16 protein-coding genes and 1 tRNA gene are annotated in these 19009 nt (G+C 69.9%); 9 read left to right on the top strand and 8 right to left on the bottom strand.

Annotated elements, in window-relative coordinates; translation table 11 throughout:
• Positions 1-10: 10 nt before the first annotated feature.
• From EIZ45_RS40430 to EIZ45_RS40420, 3 genes are all read right to left on the bottom strand, one after another.
• Entirely contained in the window at positions 11-994 is a 984-nt protein-coding gene (locus EIZ45_RS40430; RefSeq protein ID WP_037820483.1) for a beta-ketoacyl-ACP synthase III, read from the bottom strand.
• Complete coding sequence (locus tag EIZ45_RS40425) at positions 991-1902, bottom strand: ACP S-malonyltransferase (RefSeq protein ID WP_078870821.1); 912 nt, start codon at positions 1900-1902, stop codon at positions 991-993. Before EIZ45_RS40425 ends, EIZ45_RS40430 begins: the two co-directional genes overlap by 4 nt.
• Before the next feature lie 471 nt (positions 1903-2373).
• On the bottom strand, positions 2374-3585 hold the full coding sequence (locus EIZ45_RS40420) for a CdaR family transcriptional regulator (protein ID WP_134669560.1): 1212 nt from the start codon (positions 3583-3585) through the stop codon (positions 2374-2376).
• A 155-nt stretch (positions 3586-3740) separates the two neighbouring features.
• Here EIZ45_RS40420 and EIZ45_RS40415 point away from each other — a divergent pair, with 155 nt between their 5' ends.
• The 4 genes from EIZ45_RS40415 (at position 3741) to EIZ45_RS40400 (ending at position 8515) form a co-directional block, all read left to right on the top strand.
• Positions 3741-4658, top strand: a complete 918-nt coding sequence (locus EIZ45_RS40415) for an ABC transporter ATP-binding protein (RefSeq protein WP_043835984.1) — start codon at positions 3741-3743, stop codon at positions 4656-4658.
• On the top strand, positions 4655-5869 hold the full coding sequence (locus tag EIZ45_RS40410) for an ABC transporter permease (RefSeq protein WP_106961431.1): 1215 nt from the start codon (positions 4655-4657) through the stop codon (positions 5867-5869). The genes EIZ45_RS40415 and EIZ45_RS40410 overlap by 4 nt, the downstream gene beginning before the upstream one ends.
• Before the next feature lie 727 nt (positions 5870-6596).
• Positions 6597-7460 carry a hypothetical protein gene (locus tag EIZ45_RS40405; protein ID WP_134669558.1) on the top strand — a complete coding sequence of 288 codons (864 nt, stop codon included), beginning with the start codon at positions 6597-6599 and terminating at the stop codon, positions 7458-7460.
• A 416-nt stretch (positions 7461-7876) separates the two neighbouring features.
• Positions 7877-8515 carry a nicotinamide mononucleotide transporter family protein gene (locus EIZ45_RS40400; RefSeq protein ID WP_043835982.1) on the top strand — a complete coding sequence of 213 codons (639 nt, stop codon included), beginning with the start codon at positions 7877-7879 and terminating at the stop codon, positions 8513-8515.
• A gap of 2 nt (positions 8516-8517) precedes the next feature.
• On the opposite strand, the gene EIZ45_RS40395 is transcribed toward EIZ45_RS40400, so the two are convergent.
• The 3 genes from EIZ45_RS40395 to aceE all read right to left on the bottom strand — a co-directional run bounded on the left by EIZ45_RS40395 (position 8518) and on the right by aceE (position 13028).
• Positions 8518-8763, bottom strand: coding sequence for a hypothetical protein (locus EIZ45_RS40395; protein ID WP_037820494.1), 246 nt, complete (start codon positions 8761-8763; stop codon positions 8518-8520).
• 153 nt (positions 8764-8916) lie between these two features.
• Complete coding sequence (locus EIZ45_RS40390) at positions 8917-10128, bottom strand: alpha-hydroxy acid oxidase (RefSeq protein ID WP_037820496.1); 1212 nt, start codon at positions 10126-10128, stop codon at positions 8917-8919.
• Between the two features lie 104 nt (positions 10129-10232).
• Positions 10233-13028 carry a pyruvate dehydrogenase (acetyl-transferring), homodimeric type gene (gene aceE / locus EIZ45_RS40385; RefSeq protein ID WP_043835979.1) on the bottom strand — a complete coding sequence of 932 codons (2796 nt, stop codon included), beginning with the start codon at positions 13026-13028 and terminating at the stop codon, positions 10233-10235.
• A 398-nt stretch (positions 13029-13426) separates the two neighbouring features.
• On the opposite strand from aceE, the gene EIZ45_RS40380 reads away from it, so the two are divergent.
• The 3 genes from EIZ45_RS40380 to EIZ45_RS40370 all read left to right on the top strand — a co-directional run bounded on the left by EIZ45_RS40380 (position 13427) and on the right by EIZ45_RS40370 (position 14497).
• Positions 13427-13861 (top strand): DUF3052 domain-containing protein, encoded by a 435-nt coding sequence (locus tag EIZ45_RS40380; protein ID WP_009074710.1) that lies wholly within the window; start codon positions 13427-13429, stop codon positions 13859-13861.
• A 55-nt stretch (positions 13862-13916) separates the two neighbouring features.
• On the top strand, positions 13917-14381 hold the full coding sequence (locus EIZ45_RS40375) for a peroxiredoxin (RefSeq protein ID WP_020657595.1): 465 nt from the start codon (positions 13917-13919) through the stop codon (positions 14379-14381).
• A 44-nt stretch (positions 14382-14425) separates the two neighbouring features.
• Positions 14426-14497, top strand: a tRNA-Val gene (locus EIZ45_RS40370).
• A gap of 281 nt (positions 14498-14778) precedes the next feature.
• Here EIZ45_RS40370 and EIZ45_RS40365 read toward each other — a convergent pair.
• On the bottom strand, positions 14779-15963 hold the full coding sequence (locus tag EIZ45_RS40365; protein WP_134670228.1) for an aminotransferase class V-fold PLP-dependent enzyme: 1185 nt from the start codon (positions 15961-15963) through the stop codon (positions 14779-14781).
• A gap of 45 nt (positions 15964-16008) precedes the next feature.
• On the opposite strand from EIZ45_RS40365, the gene EIZ45_RS40360 reads away from it, so the two are divergent.
• The gene (locus EIZ45_RS40360; RefSeq protein WP_134670230.1) at positions 16009-16623 is read left to right on the top strand and encodes a GntR family transcriptional regulator; all 615 of its coding nucleotides are present in this window, start codon (positions 16009-16011) and stop codon (positions 16621-16623) included.
• 4 nt (positions 16624-16627) lie between these two features.
• Positions 16628-17389 (top strand): metallophosphoesterase, encoded by a 762-nt coding sequence (locus EIZ45_RS40355; protein WP_134670232.1) that lies wholly within the window; start codon positions 16628-16630, stop codon positions 17387-17389.
• Here the strand turns inward: EIZ45_RS40355 and EIZ45_RS40350 are convergent.
• The gene (locus tag EIZ45_RS40350; protein ID WP_134670234.1) at positions 17379-19004 is read right to left on the bottom strand and encodes a CocE/NonD family hydrolase; all 1626 of its coding nucleotides are present in this window, start codon (positions 19002-19004) and stop codon (positions 17379-17381) included. The two genes, EIZ45_RS40355 and EIZ45_RS40350, sit on opposite strands and share 11 nt — an antisense overlap.
• Between the last annotated feature and the right edge of the window lie 5 nt (positions 19005-19009).

Here is a 19009-nt window from a genome sequence, read left to right as displayed (position 1 = left end):
GAAGTATCGCTCAGGGCAGGACGAACGCCTGCGCGGCATAGGAAAGCCCGGCTCCGAAGCCGACCGCCAGCACCACGTCACCGCTTTTCGCCGTCCCCGCCTTGCGCATGTGGTCCAGCGCCATCGGGATCGAAGCGGACGAGGTGTTGCCCGAGTACTTGATGTCGTCGGCCACCACCATGTCCTCGCGCGCCCCCTTGGCGCGCAGCTTCTTGGCGATCGACTCGACGATCCGGAGGTTCGCCTGGTGCGGGGCCAGCACGTCCACATCGGACGGTTGCAGCCCGGCGGCTTCCAGCGCGCGCAGCGCGATCGGCGCGATCTGCGTGGTCGCCCAGCGGAAGACCGACTGGCCCTCCTGGTAGATCCACTGGTGGTCGCGCATGTAGATGAGATCGACGAGGTCGCCCGCGCTGCCCCACACGACCGGGCCGATGCCCGGTTCGTCGGACCCGCCGACCACCGCGGCTCCCGCGCCGTCGGCGAAGATGATCGCGTTCGCGCGGTCGGTCGGGTCCACGACGTCGGTGAGCTTCTCCGCGCCGATCACGAGGACCTTCTTCGCCGAGCCCGCGCGCACGAGGTCGGAGGCGACGCCGAGGCCGTAGCAGAACCCGGCGCACGCGGCGTTGAGGTCGAACGCGCCGGGGGCCGCGACGCCGATCCGCGCGGCGACCTGCCCGGCCGCGTTCGGGATCTGGGAGGGCATGGTGCAGTTGGGCACGATGACCGTGTCCACTTCGGACGCGTCGAGGCCCGCGTCGGCGAGCGCTTCGGACCCGGCGGCGACGGCGTAGTCGACCAGCACGTCGTCCTTCTCGCCGAACCGCCGCTCGATGATGCCGACGCGGTCGCGGATCCACTGGTCGCTGGTGTCCATGACCTGCGACAGGTCGTCGTTCGTGACGATCCGGTCCGGCTGGTAGCTGCCGAAGCCGAGGATGCGGGCGGCGGGGGCGCCCTGGGCCAGGCGCAGGGTGGGGCGGGCGGTCACTGGGCGTCCTCCTCGCGCAGCGCCGCCAGCTCGGCGGGCGACTTCAGCGCGGTGGTAGTGGTGACGACGCCCTTGAGCTGCCGCTTGACCAGTCCGGTCAGGGTGCCCGCGGGCGCCAGTTCGACGGTGCGGTCCACGCCGAGCGAGACGAGCCCGTCCATGGTGAGGTCCCAGCGGACCGGGCGGGTCACCTGGGCGACGAGCCTGCGCAGGTACTCCGCGCCGCTCGTGACGACCTGACCGTCGGCATTGGACAGCAGCGGGCGCGTCGGGTCGGCCGGGGAGAGACCGGCGGCGTGCTCGCGCAGGGCGTCTTCCGCGGGGGCCATGTAGGGCGTGTGGAAGGCGCCGGCGACCTTGAGCGCACGGATCTTCGTGCCCTCCATCGGCTCGGCGATGATCTTCTCGATCGCGGCGGCGGACCCGGAAGCGACGATCTGCCCGGCCCCGTTGCGGTTCGCGGCGGCGAGGCCCTGGCTTTCCAGCCACGCGGCGACTTCCTCGGGATCGCCGAGCATCACCGCGGCCATCGACGTCGGTTCGAGCGCGCAGGCCTTGGCCATCTCGGCGCCGCGGACCGCGGCGAGCGCGACGGCGTCGGCCGGGCTGAGCACCCCGGCGATCGCGGCCGCGGCCAGTTCGCCGACGGAGTGGCCGGCGACCGGAGCGTCGTCGGCGACCGGGAGGTGCTCGAAGGACAGCAGGGACAGCGCGACGATCAGCGGCTGCGCGACAGCGGTGTCCTGGATCTCCTCGGCGCCGGCCTCGGTGCCGAGCCGGATGAGGTCGAGCCCGCAGCGGGCGGACCACTCTTCGACGCGCGCGCGGGCGCCGTCGAGCTCGAGCCACGGAGCGAGCATGCCGGGGGCTTGGGAACCCTGGCCGGGGGAGAGGACTGCAACTGTCACGCTGTCTATGAGACCACGGGACCCGTCGCGCTTCGGCTGCGGGCGGTCACCAAGTCCGCGCGGCGTTATTGGAGGAAACCTCCAAAGACCCGCCGGAGAACCCGGCCCTTAACCCATCCGCCTTGTGGGATTCAACCAGCGCTTGCCGTGAAGTCTGTCACCCGCCACGCGCTCGCCGTGTCCCTGTCACGCCGTGGTCGCGCCTCGGCTCGGCGGGGCGGAGCGGGATGCTCCCAATGTGGCATTGGGTGCGTCAGACGCACCGAACGCCACATTGGGTGCGTGACATGCACCCAATGCCACATTGGGGTTTTTCAGCAGCGCGGCGTGCGGCGTTGTTGCGGCGATGCGCGGGCGGCGTCGACCGGGCCGAAACGGGAGAGGCTCCGCCCCGGCGCGCCTTGCTGGCCGGGCCCGCAGCACCTCTTACTCACCGCGCACCGCGTTAGTGAGAAAACCTCACTGTGGCGGTCACCAAAGCCCGCGGGCCCGGGCGAGTCTGCCCACCGTGAGCGCGACCCGCAGCACCAGTGCGTCGCGGGCGTCGGTCGGGTTGCGGCCGGTGAGTTCGGCGGCTTTGCGCAGCCGGTACCGGACCGTGTTCGGGTGCACGAACAGCGTTTGCGCGCAGCGTTCCAGCACCCCGCCGGTGTCCAGATAGGTCTCGACCGTCCGCTGCAGGGCGGCTCCGGCTTCTTCCAACGGCCGGGCCACGAGGTCGACCAGCAGCCGTTCCGCGCCGGGGTCGCCGGAGAGGGCTCGTTCGGGGAGGAGGTCGTCGGAGCGCACCGGGCGCGGGGCGGCGGGCCAGCCGACCACCGCGCGCAGGCCGGACAGCGCCTCGGCCGCGCTGTGGTGCGCCTCGGCCAGTGTCGGCACTGTCGGACCGGCGACGACCGGGCCGTCGGCGAAGACCGTTGACATCCGGGCGAGGATTTCGCGTTCCTTCGGCCCGCCTTCGGTGGGGCCGCCGATCACGATCACCAGCCGCGAGCCCTGCACCGACAGCAGTACCGCGCGGCCGACGCGGGCGGCGCGGGCGCGGACGTCGAAAACCACCGTCGGCGGGTCTTCCGACGGTGGATTTCCCACCACCACAGTCGCCGCTGCGGCCGGATCCCATCCGAGCGCCGCGGCTCGCGAAAGGACGGATTCTTCGGCGTCGCCGCGGACGATTCCGTCGACCACGAGTGCTTCGAGCCGGGCGTCCCACGCGCCGCGCGCTTCCGCCGCCGCGGCATACGAATTGGCCGCGGCGAAAGCGATTTCCCTGCCGTAGCGCAGAATTCCTTCGATCAGCGCGGCACGTTCGGCTTCCGAAGCGGCGAATTCGGGAAGCTGCTCCTCGAACACCTCGATCGCGAGCCGCACCATCGCGACGGCCTGGCGCAGGCTGATCCAGCGCGACACTTCGGTCGGCGCGTCGCGGAAGGCCTCGGTGGTGAGCTTCAGCGCTTCCTTCGAATCCCGCAGCCACGCGACGAATCCGCTGGCCCCGGTCTGCGTGATCAGCAGGACGCTGGCGCGCTGGTCGGCGGGAAGCCGCGCGAACCACACCAGCCGGCGTTCCATTTCCGCGACGCTCGCGCTCGCCAGCCGCCCGGAGGCGTGCTCCAGGCTGCGCAGGGTTTTCGCGGACAGTCCGTGGTGCTTGCGCGCTGGGCGTCCTGTGGTGTCGGCCATGTCGGATCCGATCCTACGTGCCGCGCGCGACCCGCAACTTTAGGCGGATGCGACGGCGACCTCAGGCGGTGGGCGGCGCCTGGACGAAGTGCCTAGGATCCGGGGTGGGGTGGTAGGGGATCACTCCGCGCGAAAAAAGAACAGGGGGACGGGCCATGCCAGAGCCCGGACTGGAGATCGACGGGATCTCCAAACGGTACGGCGCCGTCGTGGCGCTCGAGAAAATGACGTTCGACGTGCGGCCGGGGGAGCTTTTCGGATTCGTCGGCAGCAACGGGGCGGGCAAAACGACCACCATGCGCATCGCGCTCGGCGTGCTGAGCGCCGACGCGGGCCAGGTTCGCTACGCGGGCGAGCCCATCACGCACGAAACGCGCCGGCAGATCGGCTACATGCCCGAGGAACGCGGCCTGTACCCGAAGATGAAGGTCGGCGAACAGCTCACGTATCTGGCCCGGCTGCACGGAATGCCCGCCGCCGCGGCGAAGGCGTCGAGCGAACGGTGGACCGAACGCCTCGGCGTGGCCGCGCGCCGCGACGACGAGGTGCAGAAGCTCAGCCTCGGCAACCAGCAGCGCGTGCAGCTGGCCGCCGCGCTGGTGCACGAACCGCGGATTCTCGTGCTGGACGAACCGTTTTCCGGATTGGACCCGGTGGCCGTCGACGTGATGAGCGACGTGCTGAAGGAGAAGGCCGCCGAGGGCGTTCCGGTCGTGTTTTCCAGTCACCAGCTGGATTTGGTGGAACGGCTGTGCGACCGGATCGGGATTGTCCGGAGTGGACGGATGGAAGCCTCCGGCACGGTGGCGGAACTGCGCGCGGGCGGGACCGTGCGGCTGCTCGTCGACGCGCCGGAGGCTCCGGAAAACTGGGCCGCCGCGCTGCCCGGCGTGACCGTGCTCGGCCGCAAGGGCCCGGTGACCGAACTGGAACTGGCTGACGGCGCCGACGACCAGGCGGTGCTGCGCGCCGCGCTGGCGACCGGCCCGGTGCGGGAATTCGCCCGCAAACTGCCGTCCCTGACCGAGTTGTTCCGTTCTGTCGTGTCCGAGCAGCAGGAGGCCGCGGCATGACCGGGTCGAACGTCCAGATGAGCCCGATGTCGGCGGTCGGCCTCGTCGCCGGGCGGGAAATCTCCACGCGGGTCAATTCCAAGGCCTACCGCATCACGACGCTGGTGATGGTGGTCATCGTCGTCGGGCTGGCGCTGGTTTTCAAGCTCTTCAACGGCGGCGGGGGCGCCGACGCGACGGTCGGCTACGTGCCTGCCGCCTCGCCGCTGGCGCAGCCGCTGAGCGCGACGGCGAAGTCGATCGGCCAGACCGTCGCGACGCAGCAGGTGCCCGACGAGAAGACCGGCCAGGACAAGCTGCGGGACGGTTCGATCGACGCGCTGCTGGTGCAGGACGCGAAGCGGGTGCACGTCCAGGTGAAAAAGGACCTGGACGCGAAGCTGAAGAATACGTTCACCGTGCTCGAGGGGCAGCTGGCGCTCAACCAGCAGATCGAGTCCCTCGGCGGCGATCCGGCGAAGGTGCGCCAGGCGACCGCCGAGGCGACGATCGACGAACTGCCGCCGCTCGAGAAACCGTACGACTACAACGGGCAGCAGCTGGTGCTCGGCATCATCGCGGGCATCCTGATCTACCTCTCGCTGATGCTCAACGGGCAGAGCGTGGCCCAGGGCGTCGTCGAGGAGAAGACGTCCCGGGTGGTCGAACTGCTGCTGTCGACGATCAAACCGTGGCAGCTGATGGCCGGGAAGGTGCTCGGCATCGGCGTCGTCGGGCTGATCCAGATGCTGGCGATCGGCGTGGCGGGCGTCGCGGCCGGGCTCGGGTTCGGGGTGCTGACGATCTCGGTGAACGCCGCGGTCGGCACCGTGATCTGGCTGATCGTCTGGTACCTGCTCGGGTTCTTCATGTATTCGATCGTGTTCGCCGCTCTCGGCGCGCTGGTGTCGCGGCAGGAGGACGTGGGCGGCGCGACGATGCCCGCGCTGATGTTCGTGATCGCCGGGTACGTGGTGGGGATTTCGATCCTGCCGTCGAATCCGGGCAGCCCGCTGGCCGAGGTGCTGTCGCTGATCCCGGTGTTCGCGCCGACGCTGATGCCGATGCGGCTCGCGATGGGCGGCGTGCCGGTGTGGGAGGCGGTGCTGTCGGTGGGTTTGGTGATCGTGCTGATCCCGGCGCTGATCTGGCTGGCCGCGCGGATCTACCGCAACGCGGTGATGCGCACCGGCGCGAAGGTGAAGCTGCGGGACGCCCTGCGCGCGGCCTGACCGCGAAGTTCCGGACGGCGGGCCGCGGCGGAATGCCGCGGCCCGCCGTTTCTTTCCGAAAGCCTCTACTCTCGGTGGACGCGCCGGCCCGGTGCGGGACCTGGGCAGCGGAGGCCCTAACCCACGTGGGTTAGCGGCATCGGGTGAGTTGCGTGAACGCCGCCCTCGCGAACCCGCCGTTCCGGCCACCCTGGCCGAGCGTCGGTTATTGACCTTCGCGCGGCATCTCGGCCGCTCGCTATTGCCGTCGCGCGGTTATCCGGCGCGCGTGCGGAAGACCCGCGCAATTCGCCGCCGCGGGCTGTCGCGCGCCGCGAATTCGCACCGCACAGACCGCGCCCGCACGGGATTCCCGTCCGGACATCTCCGCCGCCGTCCGCTGGTCGGCGCGCAAATCCGTCGGCGACTCGCCAATCGCCCGAACATGAAGGCCAGATGAACGGCGGAGAAAACCCGAACCGCATTCGTCTCGGATGCGCCGGCGCGCGGCGATAAAGAGCGGAAAATGTTCGAGGCCGCTCGGCGCTTGCGGTTTTCGCTGCGCCGAGCGGCCTCGTCTCCCCGGTCCCCACCGGTAGGACAAGTATGGCGGCGATTGATCTTCCCGCGCCAGTCGTCTCACTCGATCGTGGTGCACAGCACTCGGGCGCAGTGGGTACCTGTCCTGCGACCCGGTGCGACAGGACGGTGCCGGAATCCACGTCGAACCGCGGCGAAGGGAGCCAGCGTGGGTGAACAACTCAAGGACGGACTCGGACAGGCCTGGAATCTGGTGGCCACGTTCGTCCCGAAACTCGTGGGTTTTCTGATCATCCTCTTGATCGGCTGGCTGATCGCGAAAGCCGTGTCCAAAGCGGTCGGGCTCGTTCTCGGAAAGCTCGGTTTCACGCGGATGGTGGAGAAGACCGGGCTGACCGGAATGGTGAAGGGCGCGAATCTCGACGCCACCGCGGTGCTCGTGAAACTCGTCTACTACTTCATTCTGCTGATCGCGCTGCAGCTGGCGTTCGGGGTGTTCGGGCAGTCGAACCCGGTGAGCCAGCTGCTGAACGACATCATCGCGTTCCTGCCGAGGATCCTGGTCGCGGTGGTGCTGATCATCGTCGCGGCGGCGATCGCGAAGGTCGTGCGGGACGTCGTCGCGGGCGCGCTGTCGGGCCGTTCGGCCGGGCGGCTGCTCAGCACGATCGCGTACTGGCTGGTGATGGCGTTCGGCATCATCGCGGCGCTGGGCCAGGTGAACATCGCGACGGCGGTGACCGGCCCGATCCTGATCGCGGTCCTGGCGACCGCGGGCGGCGTGATCGTGGTCGGCTTCGGCGGCGGCCTGATCAAGCCGGCCCAGGAACGCTGGGGCGGCTGGCTGGCGAACCTGCAGGGCCAGGTCGGCTCCGGCAACAGTGCACGGGAGCCGGGCCAGGTGAGCGGGCAGCACGCGCACGCCGGGCAGGCCCGGACGCAGAGCTACCCGCAGTCCCAGTCGGGCAGCCTTCCGCAGCCGGGCGAGCAGACCCGCCAGATGCCCGCCGACGGCGGCCGCCCGCCGGAGCCGCCGACCCCGCCCGCCGGGTTCGGCCGCGTGGATCGCTGATCCAGCGCCAGTCGAGCCGGGGATTTCGCGGACAGCGAGCTGATCCGCGGAGGTTCACCGGCTCAAGGCCGTGCTGCTGACCGGATTCGAGTCCGGCCGGCGGCTTCGCTGACGGCCTTCCCCGATCCGCGGATCGGGGACAAGGGGCCGCGTTGCTTCGGCAGCGCGGCCCTGCGGTCTGCCCGGCGCCATTCCGCTCGTGGCGGTCGGCAAGGGCGGCACGCGAGGCTGGGCTCGATCACCACAGTCGGCCCCGCCGTTCCGGGCGATGGAGGCCCGGCGCCACCTCGGCGCCGGGCCTCCGCCATGTCCGGCTCCGGCGTCCACTCAGCGGGACTGTCTGCAGTCTCACATCGGCACGGGAATGGCGGCTCCGTGTTGCATGTTGGGAGGCGTAGATCGGAAGGGGTGCCGACGTGGACTTCCTGTTGCATCACGGCGTGACCGTGTTCGGCCAGTGGATCTCGATCGCCGAGCTGGCCGGGCAGGTGTTCGCGCTCGCGGTCGTGTTCCTCGCGCAGCGGCGGACGCTGTGGACCTGGCCGGTGCAGGTCGGCGCGACCGTCCTGCTCTTCTCCGTTTACGCGTCCGCGCATCTCGGCGGTCTCGCCGGACGGCAGGTCGCGATCCTGCTCATCTCGCTCTACGGCTGGTGGGCCTGGAACCGCAGGACCGACCCGGTGTACGGCGTCGTCGTGCGCAAGGGCCGCTGGACCGAGCGGGCCGTGATGCTCGGCGCGTTCGGGCTGGGCACGGTCGCGATGGCGCTGACGCTCCAGGCACTCGACGCCTCGTGGGCGCCCTGGCCGGACGCCGCGATCTTCGTCGGGACGCTCGTCGCGTTCGCCGCGCAAGGCGTCGGGCTCGTGGAGTTCTGGGGCGTGTGGCTGGTGGTCGACGCGATCGGCGTGCCGCTGCAGATCAGCTCCGGCCTGTACTTCTCGGCCGCGATCTACATTGTCTTCGCCGCGCTGGTCGTCCACGGCTGGGTCACCTGGAACCGCTCGGCGCGCAGCGCGGTGTCCGGCGGGAAAGCCGTCGCCGCGGCGCGCTGAGGTCAGGCGCCGAGCGCGAGCTGCCCGTCCGGGGTCAGCTCGGCCCGCGTCCACTGCCCGACCGGTCCGCCCAGCGCGGACACCGGGCGGACCAGGCCTTCCCGGACGAGATCGTGCGCGGTCGTCTGGTCGCAGCAGGGCAGGCCGTCGACCCTCAGATCCGGTTCGCAGCTGCGGGTGAGTTCGGCTCGGCCGGCGGCGATCGCGCGGAGCATCGCCAGCGCGCGGCGGTTCAGCGTGACGGACATGGTCTTTCCCCCTCGGATCTTCCGAAGGCAGGAGACGTGATGTCCGTCACTGGATACGCGATTACGCCGACCGCACCAACCCGGGCTATACGTCCGTGAAGGACTCCTTGAGGGAATCAGATTCCCTCAAGGAGTCCTTCACGGACATCGGGCTCAGCGGAGCGTGGCGTGGGTGGGGCGCAGGTCGTCCACCCGCCGGACCCCGAGCAGCTGCATCGTGCGGATCATCTCGGTGCGCAGGATGTCCACGCAGCGCTGCACGCCGCGTTCGCCGCCCGCCATCAGGCCGTACAGGAACGCGCGGCCGATCAGCACCGCGTTCGCGCCGCGGGCGAGCGCGGCCACGATGTCGCCGCCGGACAGGATGCCGGTGTCGACCCAGACCTCGGCGCTGTCCTGGACCGCGTCCAGCGTCGCCGGCAGCAGTTCGATCGGCGTCGGGGCCCGGTCGAGCTGACGGCCGCCGTGGTTGGACAGCAGGACCGCGTCCGCGCCGTGTTTCACCACCTCGCGGGCGTCGTCGACGTTCTGCACGCCCTTGATCACGAGCTTGCCCGGCCAGGTCTGGCGCACCCAGTCGAGGTCGTCGAAGTTCAGCGTCGGGTCGAAAAGCTTGTCCAGCAGTTCCGCGACGGTGCCGCCGAACCGGTTGAGCGACGCGAAGTTCAGCGGCTCGGTGGTCAGCATGTTGAACCACCAGGCCGGGTGCATCGCGCCGTCCACGAACGTCTTCAGCGTGATCGCGGGCGGGATGGTGAGCCCGTTGCGGACGTCGCGCAGCCGCTGGCCCGCGACCGGGGTGTCGACGGTCAGCAGGAGCGTGTCGTATCCGCTCTCCCACGCGCGATTCATCAGATCTTCGCCCGCGCCGTGGTCGCGCCACACGTACAGCTGGAACCACTTGCGCGCGTCCGGCGCGGCGGCCGCGAGATCCTCGATCGACGTGGTGCCCATCGTCGAAAGCGCCATCGGCATGTTGTTGCGCTGCGCCACCCTGGCCACCGCGCGCTCGCCCTCGGTCTGCATCATCCGCGTGAACCCGGTGGGCGCGAACGCGAACGGCAGCGCCGAGCGCTTGCCGAGGATCTCCCTGCTGGTGTCCACATCGGACACGCCGCGCAGCACGTTGGGCTGGAATTCCACCCGGCGGTAGGCCTGCCGGGCGCGGCGCAGGCTGTCCTCGAGCTCGGCCGCGCCGTCGGTGTAGTCGAACGCCGCGCGCGGGGTCCGTTTGCGCGCGATCATCCGCAGGTCGGCGATCGTGTGCGCGCCGGCCAGGCGCCGGTCGGTCGGGTTGAGCACGATCGGCTTCGGCCGCAGGATCTCTTTGAGCTCGCTGGGCCGGGGCAGGCGACGCTGGGTCACGCTCGACCACCTTTCGTCAGACATCCGGATACATCCGATGTCTACCCTAAGGCAGAGGCCCCTCCAAGACACCGTCCTGGAGGGGCCTCTGAGTCAAACAACGGTCACGCGTTGCCGGAGTCGGACGTCTGCGGCCCGGCGGCCGCCACGTCGTCGAGCCGGTAGCGGCGCGCCGCCTCGGCGACCTTCGCCTGGTCGAACTCGCCGCGCTTGGCGAGCGCGGACAGCGCGCCGACGGTGATCGACTCGGCGTCCACCAGGAACTTGCGCCGCGCGGCCGGGCGGGTGTCGGAGAAGCCGAACCCGTCGGTGCCGAGCGTGAGCATGTCGGTGGGCACCCACGGGCGGATCATGTCCGGCACCGCGCGCATCCAGTCCGACACCGCCACGACCGGGCCGGAGACCTCGGCCAGCTTCTGCGTGACGTACGGAACCCGCGGCGTCGCGTCCGGGTGCAGCAGGTTCTCGTGGTCGATCTCGACCGCTTCGCGGCGCAGTTCGCCCCACGACGTCGCCGACCACACCGCGGCCCGCACGCCCCACTCCTCGGCCAGCATCTTCTGCGCCTTGAGCGCGTCCGGCATCGTGACGCCGGAGACCAGCACCTGGACCTCCGGACCGTCGCCCTCAGGGGCGTCGGCGTACCGGTAGAGGCCCTTCAGGACGCCGTCGACGTCCAGGTTCTCCGGCTCGGCCGGCTGCTGGTACGGCTCGTTGTAGATGGTGATGTAGTAGAAGACGTTCTCGCCGTTGCCGTCCGGGCCGGTCTCGCCGTACATCCGGCGCAGGCCGTCCTTGACGATGTGGGCGATCTCGAACGAGTACGCCGGGTCGTACGCCACCACGGCCGGGTTCGTCGCCGCCAGCAGCAGCGAGTGCCCGTCCGCGTGCTGCAGACCCTCACCGGTCAGCGTGGTGCGGCCGGCGGTGGCTCCCAGCACGAAACCGCGGGCCATCTGGTCCGCCGCCGCGTACAGGCCGTCGCCGGTGCGCTGGAACCCGAACATCGAGTAGAAGATGTAGATCGGGATCATCGGCTCGCCGTGCGTCGCGTACGACGTGCCGACGGCGGTGAACGACGCGGTGGAACCCGCCTCGTTGATGCCCTCGTGCAGCAGCTGGCCCTTCTCGGACTCCTTGTACGCCAGCATCAGGCTCGCGTCGACCGAGGTGTAGGTCTGGCCGTGCGGGTTGTAGATCTTGGCGGTCGGGAACATCGAGTCGAGGCCGAACGTGCGCGCCTCGTCCGGGATGATCGGGACGATCCGCTTGCCGATCTCCGAGTCCTTCGCCAGCTCGCGGATGAGCCGGACGATCGCCATCGTGGTGGCGACCTCCTGCTTGCCCGAGCCCTTGCGGACGCCCTCGTAGACCTTGTCGCCGGGCAGCACGAGCGCCTTGGCGGTCTTCGGGCGGCGCTCCGGCAGGTACCCGCCCAGCGCCTTGCGGCGGCCGCGCATGTACTCGATCTCCGGCGAATCCGGGCCGGGGTGGAAGTACGGCGGCAGCTTCGGGTTCTTCTCGAGCTCCTCGTCGCTGATCGGGATCCGCTGCGCGTCCCGGAACAGCTTCAGGTCGTCGAGGGTGAGCTTCTTCATCTGGTGCGTGGCGTTGCGGCCCTCGAACGACGGGCCGAGGCCGTAGCCCTTGATCGTGTGGGCCAGGATCACCGTCGGCTGGCCGTGGTGCTCCATGGCCGCCTTGTACGCCGCGTACACCTTGCGGTAGTCGTGCCCGCCGCGCTTGAGGTTCCAGACATCGGCGTCGGACAGGTCCTTGACCAGTTCCTTCGTCCGCGGGTCGCGGCCGAAGAAGTGCTCGCGGACGAAGGCGCCGTCGTTGGCCTTGTACGTCTGGTAGTCGCCGTCCGGCGTGACGTTCATCAGGTTGACCAGCGCGCCGTCGCGGTCGGCCGAGAGCAGCGCGTCCCACTCGCGGCCCCAGATGACCTTGATCACGTTCCAGCCGGCGCCGCGGAAGTAGGACTCCAGCTCCTGGATGATCTTGCCGTTGCCGCGCACCGGGCCGTCGAGCCGCTGCAGGTTGCAGTTGATCACGAAGGTCAGGTTGTCCAGGCCCTCGCCCGCGGCCACGTGGATCAGGCCGCGCGATTCGGCCTCGTCCATCTCGCCGTCGCCGAGGAACGCCCAGACGTGCTGGTCGGAGGTGTCCTTGATGCCGCGGTCGTGCAGGTAGCGGTTGAACCGCGCCTGGTAGATCGCGTTCATCGGGCCGAGGCCCATCGACACCGTCGGGTTCTCCCAGAACTCCGGCATCAGCCGCGGGTGCGGGTACGACGGGAGGCCGCCGCCCTCGCCCGCGTGGCTGTACTCCTGGCGGAACCCGTCGAGCTGCTGCTCGGAAAGGCGGCCCTCGAGGAACGCGCGGGCGTACATGCCGGGGGAGGCGTGGCCCTGGAAGAAGACCTGGTCGCCGCCGCCGGAGTGGTCCTTGCCGCGGAAGAAGTGGTTGAAGCCGACCTCGTACAGCGCCGCCGACGAGGCGTAGGTGGAGATGTGGCCGCCGACGCCGACGCCCGGCCGCTGCGCGCGGTGCACCATGATCGCCGCGTTCCAGCGGATGTAGCGGCGGTAGCGGCGCTCGATCTCCTCGTCGCCCGGGAACCACGGCTCGTTCTCGGTGGGGATCGTGTTCACGTAGTCGGTCGACGTGAGCGCCGGGACGCCGACGTTGCGCTCCCGGGCGCGCTCGAGGATGCGCAGCATCAGGTACCTGGCCCGCTGCTGGCCCCCTCGCGCCAGCGCCTCGTCGAAGGAGTCCAGCCATTCGCTGGTCTCTTCCGGGTCGATGTCGGGAAGGTGCGCCGCGAGTCCGTCACGGATGACGCGTACGCGAGCCGGGGTCTCCTTGCCGGAGGCGCCGTCGTTCTGCGGGGCCAAGGGGTCTCCTTGTAGCTGGTTGTAGCCGTTGTAGCTGGTGGGCGGGAGTGCTCGCCGACGTCCATGGTCGTCCCGGTTGGGGTTCCCGTCACCTGTACTGCCCGGTAACATCGGCCGCCCGAGTGTCGCCACTCCCCGCGCACGGTGTATCGCGCGCGCGTTTTCTCTCCTCCACCCTAAAGGAGGCTCCCGGGGAGGGCTTCGCAGCGGTGGGTACTGAGTGCCACCCGGAGTCGGGCGGGGAGGCGGCAAGCCCCTACGCTGCAGACACGACTTGCCAAAGATCCGGTGTGGACGGTTGCGCGCAGCGCCGCGTCAGTGTTCGCTGTTCGACAACCGTGTATCCGAGTGCGGCGGACCTACCGCCGCGCTCCGTCGTAGTTGGAGGAGTGGAAGCAGTGGTCGCCGCGGGAGACGCAGGCAACGCCGGCGTCGCCGAGAGCCTTGGCATCAAGCCGGACATGGTGGTCCAGGAGATCGGCTGGGACGAGGACGTCGACGACGACGTCCGCGCGGCGATCGAGGAAACCATCGGCGGTGAGCTCCTCGACGAAGACGCGCAGGAGGTCATCGACGTTGTGCTGCTGTGGTGGCGCGACAACGACGGAGACCTCGGGGACGCGCTGGTCGACGCGCGAGGCCCGCTGGACGAGAACGGCGTGATCTGGGTGCTGACCCCGAAGACCGGGCAGCCCGGGCACGTCGAGCCCAGCGACATCGCCGAGGCGGTGCCCCAGGTCGGGCTCGCCCAGACGGCCAACATCAGCGTGGGCCCCGGCTGGCTGGGCACCCGGCTGGTGTCGCCGAAGTCCTCGAAGGCCAAGCAGCGCTGAGGCCGCGATAGGGTGGGCGGCACGCTCGTGTTCGCTCTGGAGAGGAATCGCCGGTATGGCCGTCGAGGTCGGTTCGCAGGCCCCTGACTTCACGCTCAACGACTACAACAAGCAGCCGGTCACGCTGTCGCAGTTCAAGGGCGACAAGCCGGTCCTGCTGGTGTTCTACCCGTTCGCTTTCAGCGGGATCTGCACCGGCGAACTGTGCCAGCTGCGCGACGAGTTCGGCGACTACGACGGCAAGGGCGTCCAGGTGCTGGGCGTCTCGGTCGACACGCCGTTCTCGCTCAAGGCGTGGGCCGAGGTCGAGGGCTACCAGTTCCCCCTGCTGTCGGACTTCTGGCCGCACGGCGAGGTGGCGCAGAAGTACGGCGTGTTCAACGACCAGGCAGGGCTCGCCGTCCGCGGCACCTTCCTGATCGACACCGAAGGCGTGGTCCGCTTCGCCGAGGTCAACGCGCCGGGCGAGGCGCGCGACCAGGCCGGGTGGAAGAAGGCGGTCGAGGAACTGACCGCCTGAATTCTTTTCGCTCGCCGGGGCGGGGATTCCCCGTTCCGGCGCGCGGGCGCATAGCTCAGCGGGAGAGCACTCGGTTTACACCCGAGCGGTCGCAGGTTCGATCCCTGCTGCGCCCACCGTTCTCGAGCCGACCCCATCCGGTGGAGTTTTCACCGGATGGGGTCGGCTTGTTTTCGCCGCCTGGACCGGTGTGCATCCGGTGCGGTGTCCGCGGACGCAAGAAAAGGCCCCTTGAACCGGGATCCCCCATCGTTCCCGGCCCAAGAGGCCTTCTCGTTCCTCCCCTTGCCCCGTCGGGCCTGCCCCCTCGACAGGCCCGGCCGCAGCGCACTCCGCGGGTGTACGCGAGACAAGAGGCGGCTTCGGCGGCGCTGGATACTGCGCCAACCGGGTGATCTCACCGCGCGAGTGCGGAGACCTCTCCGATCAGCCGGTCGATCTCCTCGTCGGTGTTGTAGTAGTGCACCGACGCGCGCACCAGATCCGGCAATTGGCGGGCGGTGAAGTCGTACTGCGCCGATGGCGGGCGCGCCACGCTCGTGTTGATTTTCGCCGCGTTCAGCCGGTCCTTGATCTCGTCCGCGGGCAGTCCGTCGACGCTGAAGGTCACGAGCCCGCATTTGCGCGCGCCCGCGTCGTGCACGGTGACGCGGTCCAGTTCGGCCAGGCGGGAGCGCAGGGTCGCGGCCAGGGCGGTGACGCGTTCTTCGATCGCGGGCAGGCCCCATTCCAGCGCGTAGTCCACGGCCGCGCCGAGGCCGAGGACCGCGGCGTAATCGCGTTCCCATACCTCGAATCGCTTGGCGGTCGGGTCGACGACGTACTCGGTGGGGGAGGTCCACTTGGCCGAGTGCAGGTCGAGCATCGCCGGCTCGAGACGGTCGCGCAGTCGCGGGTGCACGTACAGGAACCCGGTGCCGCGCGGGCCGCGCAGGTACTTGCGGCCGGTGGTGGTCAGGGCGTCGCAGCCGATGCGTTCGACGTCGAGGTTCAGTTGTCCGGCCGACTGGCACGCGTCGAGCAGGAACGGGATGCCCGCCTCGCGTGCGACGGCGCCGATTTCCTCGGCGGGGTTCACCAGGCCGCCCTGGGTGGGCACGTGGGTCACCGCGATGAGCTTGACGTCGGAGTCGATGCGGCGGCGCAGGTCGGCGACGTCGAGCTGGCCGGTTTCGTCGTCGCCCACGACCTCGACGGTCGCTCCGGTGCGGCGCGCGATCTGGAGGTAGGCGATGGCGTTGCTGGCGTATTCGGCGCTCGCGGTGAGGATCCGGTCGCCCGGCCCGAACGGCAGCGCGTAGAAGATCGCCTGCCACGAGCGGGTGGCGTTGTCGCTGAGCGCGATGTCTTCCGGGGCGGCGTTGAGCAGCCGCGCGATCGAGGCGTACACGCCGTCGATGCGGTCCTTGGCCTGTTCGACCGCTTCGTAGCCGCCGAGCAGGGATTCGGTGCGCAGGTAGTCGATCACGGTGTCGGTGACGCGTGCGGGCGGGAGGGCGGAGCCGGCGTTGTTGAAGTGCGTGACTCCGACGCACCCTGGGGTTTCGGACCGTGCGCGGGCGACATCGAAAGAGCTGGCCATATGAACTGAATACAGTACGAGTGAACTGTGTGCAATACTCGCCGCATGGGCAAGAGACTCCTGCGCGGCGAACTCATCGAGGAGATCACCGCGCGCGTCCTCGACGGACGGTTTCCCGCCGAGACCCGGATCAACGAGGTCCACCTGGCGAACGAGCTGGGCGTCTCCCGCACGCCGTTGCGCGAGGCGCTGATCGGACTGGCCGACCGCGGGCTGCTCGTCGTCGCGCCGGGGCGCGGATTCCTCGTCGCGCCACTCGATCCGCAGGAAGCGCGCCGGCTGTACCCGCTGATCGCCGAACTGGAAGCGCTCGCCCTGCGCTGGACGTCGCCGCTGGAACTCGCCTCGCTGCCGGACGCGCTCGACCGGATTTCCGACGAGATAGCCGATTCCTGCGATCTCCCGGCAGCCGACGACCGCTGGCACGCCCTGCTCACGTCCCGCTGCGGCAACCCCCATCTGCTGCGCTTGATCGAGCAGACAAAGCCGTTGCTCAAACGCTACGAGACGGCATACTTCGGCGGGCGGGACCGAGTGGCGGAGAGCGTGGCCGAACACCGCGAGATCGCGGCGGCCTTGCGGGCGAACGATTTGCCCGGCGCGTCCGCGCTGCTGGTCCGGAACTGGGTGAAAGCGTTGACCTACTTGCAAGGGAGCTGATCCGGTGCGGGTTTTCGCGCATCTTTCCGACATCCACCTCGACGGCAGCGAGCGCGCCGACGCACGGGCCGCCGCGGTGACGCAGTACCTGCGAAACCTCGAAGCGCCGGTCGATGCCGTGTTCGCCACCGGTGACATCGCCGATCACGGCCTGCCCGAGGAATACCGTCGCGCGGCCGAACTGCTGGACCTTCCGGTGCCCGTGGTGGTCTGCCCCGGCAACCACGACGTCCGCGCGCGGTTTCGCGAGGCGCTGCTGGGAGAGCCGGCTGGCGACGCGCCGGTGAACTCCGCGACCAAGGTGGCCGACGTCCTGCTCGTGTCGTGCGATTCGACGATCCCGGGCAAGGGCGCGGGCTACCTCGCCGACGAGACGCTCGTCTGGCTGGACGACACGCTCGCCGGGCACGACGGTCCGTCGTTCGTCGCGTTCCACCACCCGCCGCTCGACGTCGGGGTGCCGCTGGTGGACGCGATCCGCCAGACCGGCGAAGACCGTCTCGCTGCCGTGCTGAAGCGGCATCCCGGCGTCGTGGCGCTGCTGTGCGGGCACGTGCACACCGGCGCGGCAACGGAGTTCGCGGGCGTGCCGGTGCGGATCGCGCCGGGCGTGGTGTCCGGTTCACTGCTGCCGGTGGAACCCGGCGCAGGCCGCGGCTGGGACGAAGGCGGGCCGCTGGACTTCGACAGCCCGCCGTCGCTGCTGCTGCACGTGCTGCACGACGACGGCAGGCTGACGACGCATCAGCGCACGGTCACCGAGTAAAGACCGGCAGCGTGACCCGCGAGGGCCGGGTCTCGTCGTGGAACACCTCGAACCGGTTCGGCGTGCCGCGCACCGCGGAGGAAACCTGTTCTCCCGTACCGTGATTGCGCGCGAACCGGGGGAACGCGCCGCCCGCGACCTGAACCCGCAAGCGGTGCCCGCGACGGAAGCGGTATGCGGTCGGGTCGAGCTCCACCTCGGCCCGCACCACTCCGTCGGAGTCGGCTTCCGGCAGGCCGGGACGCAGCCGCAGGATCCCGTCGGTGACGTTGCGCGAGATGCCGCTGGGATCGACGTCGCACAGCCGCACGTACACGTCGGCGTCGGCCAATTCGGTCCGCACGAACACGGTGGCGGACACATCGCCGATCACGTCGACGTCGTGCACCAGCGGTTCGCCGGTGAACACCAGCACGTCGTCGCGCGCCTCGATCTCGGAATTGTCGCGCTGCTTGGACTTTCCCATCAGCAACGGCCCGCCGACGGCCGGGGTCGGGTCCGCCGGGTCGTAGGTGAAGGGCGTGGGCAGGGCCTCGCCGGGCACCGTTTCGCCGAGACCGCCGACCGGGCGCAGGTGTGCGTGCGTGGGCTCGGAAGCCGGCGGCCAGTGGTCGAAATCGAGCCAGGTCGACGCCTTCTGCAGGAAGATCCGCACGGGGGAGCGCTGCAACTGGGTGCGGTCGTCGGCGAGGTGCGCGCGCAGGAAGCCGAGCTGGTCCTGGATCAGCACGCGGAAGCTGGCCGGTTCGCCGTGCGACCACGGGCCGACGGTGATCCGCGGCGACCGTCCGGCGTCCTGCAGCGTGCGGAAGTCCCGCATCTGCGCGCGGATGAACAGGTCGTACCAGCCGGTGACCATGCTGACCGGCACGTCGAGTTTCGCGACTTCGGCGCTGTGGTCGGACATCTGCCAGAAATCGTCGTCCGGGTCGGCGTGCTCGGTGACGTCCTGGAGGAACTGCACCGGCTTGCCGATCGCCGCCACGTCCGCGCCCGCGATCGGCAAGTACGCCATCGCACTGCGCGTGCGCCGCGTCTGCAACGGGTTCGGCAGCGCGGCGAACCGCTCCTCCTGCTTCCCGATCATCGCCGACCAGGACACCATGTTGTCCGCCGCGAGCACCCCGCCCGGATAGAACGTGCTGACGAATTCCGACGCGGTGATCCCGAGGCACATGGCTTCCAGCGGCGGGTCGAGATACGGGCCGACTGCCCATTGCGTGTGGCCGAGGTAGCTCGCGCCCGCCATCGCGATCCGCCCGTCGCACCAGGGTTGGGCGCGCAGCCATTCGGCGGTGGCGATCCCGTCCTCGCGTTCGAGGTGGAACGGGCGGAATTCTCCTTCGGAGCCGAAGGTGCCGCGGGTGCTTTGCAGGACGGTTTGCAGGCCGTGGCGCGCGAAGGTTTCGCCGAAGAGCTTGGCGAGGGGGCCGGTGCGGCCGTAGGGGGTGCGGATCAGGACTACCGGGCCGGTCGTCAGGCCCGCCGGGGTGTAGCGGTCGGCTAGGAGGTGCACGCCGTCGTGCATCGGGACGCGGAGGCCCTTGGCTGCGGTCGGGGCCGGACCCTCGGCGGCGGGGAGACCGAGCAGTCGGTCGACGATTCGGTTCAGCACGTAAT

Origin of the sequence: Amycolatopsis sp. CFH S0740 (assembly GCF_004522315.1) — a bacterium.
Lineage (GTDB): Bacteria > Actinomycetota > Actinomycetes > Mycobacteriales > Pseudonocardiaceae > Amycolatopsis > Amycolatopsis nivea.
Note: the sequence above shows the minus strand (reverse complement) of the source record. Positions and strands in the feature narration are given on the sequence as shown.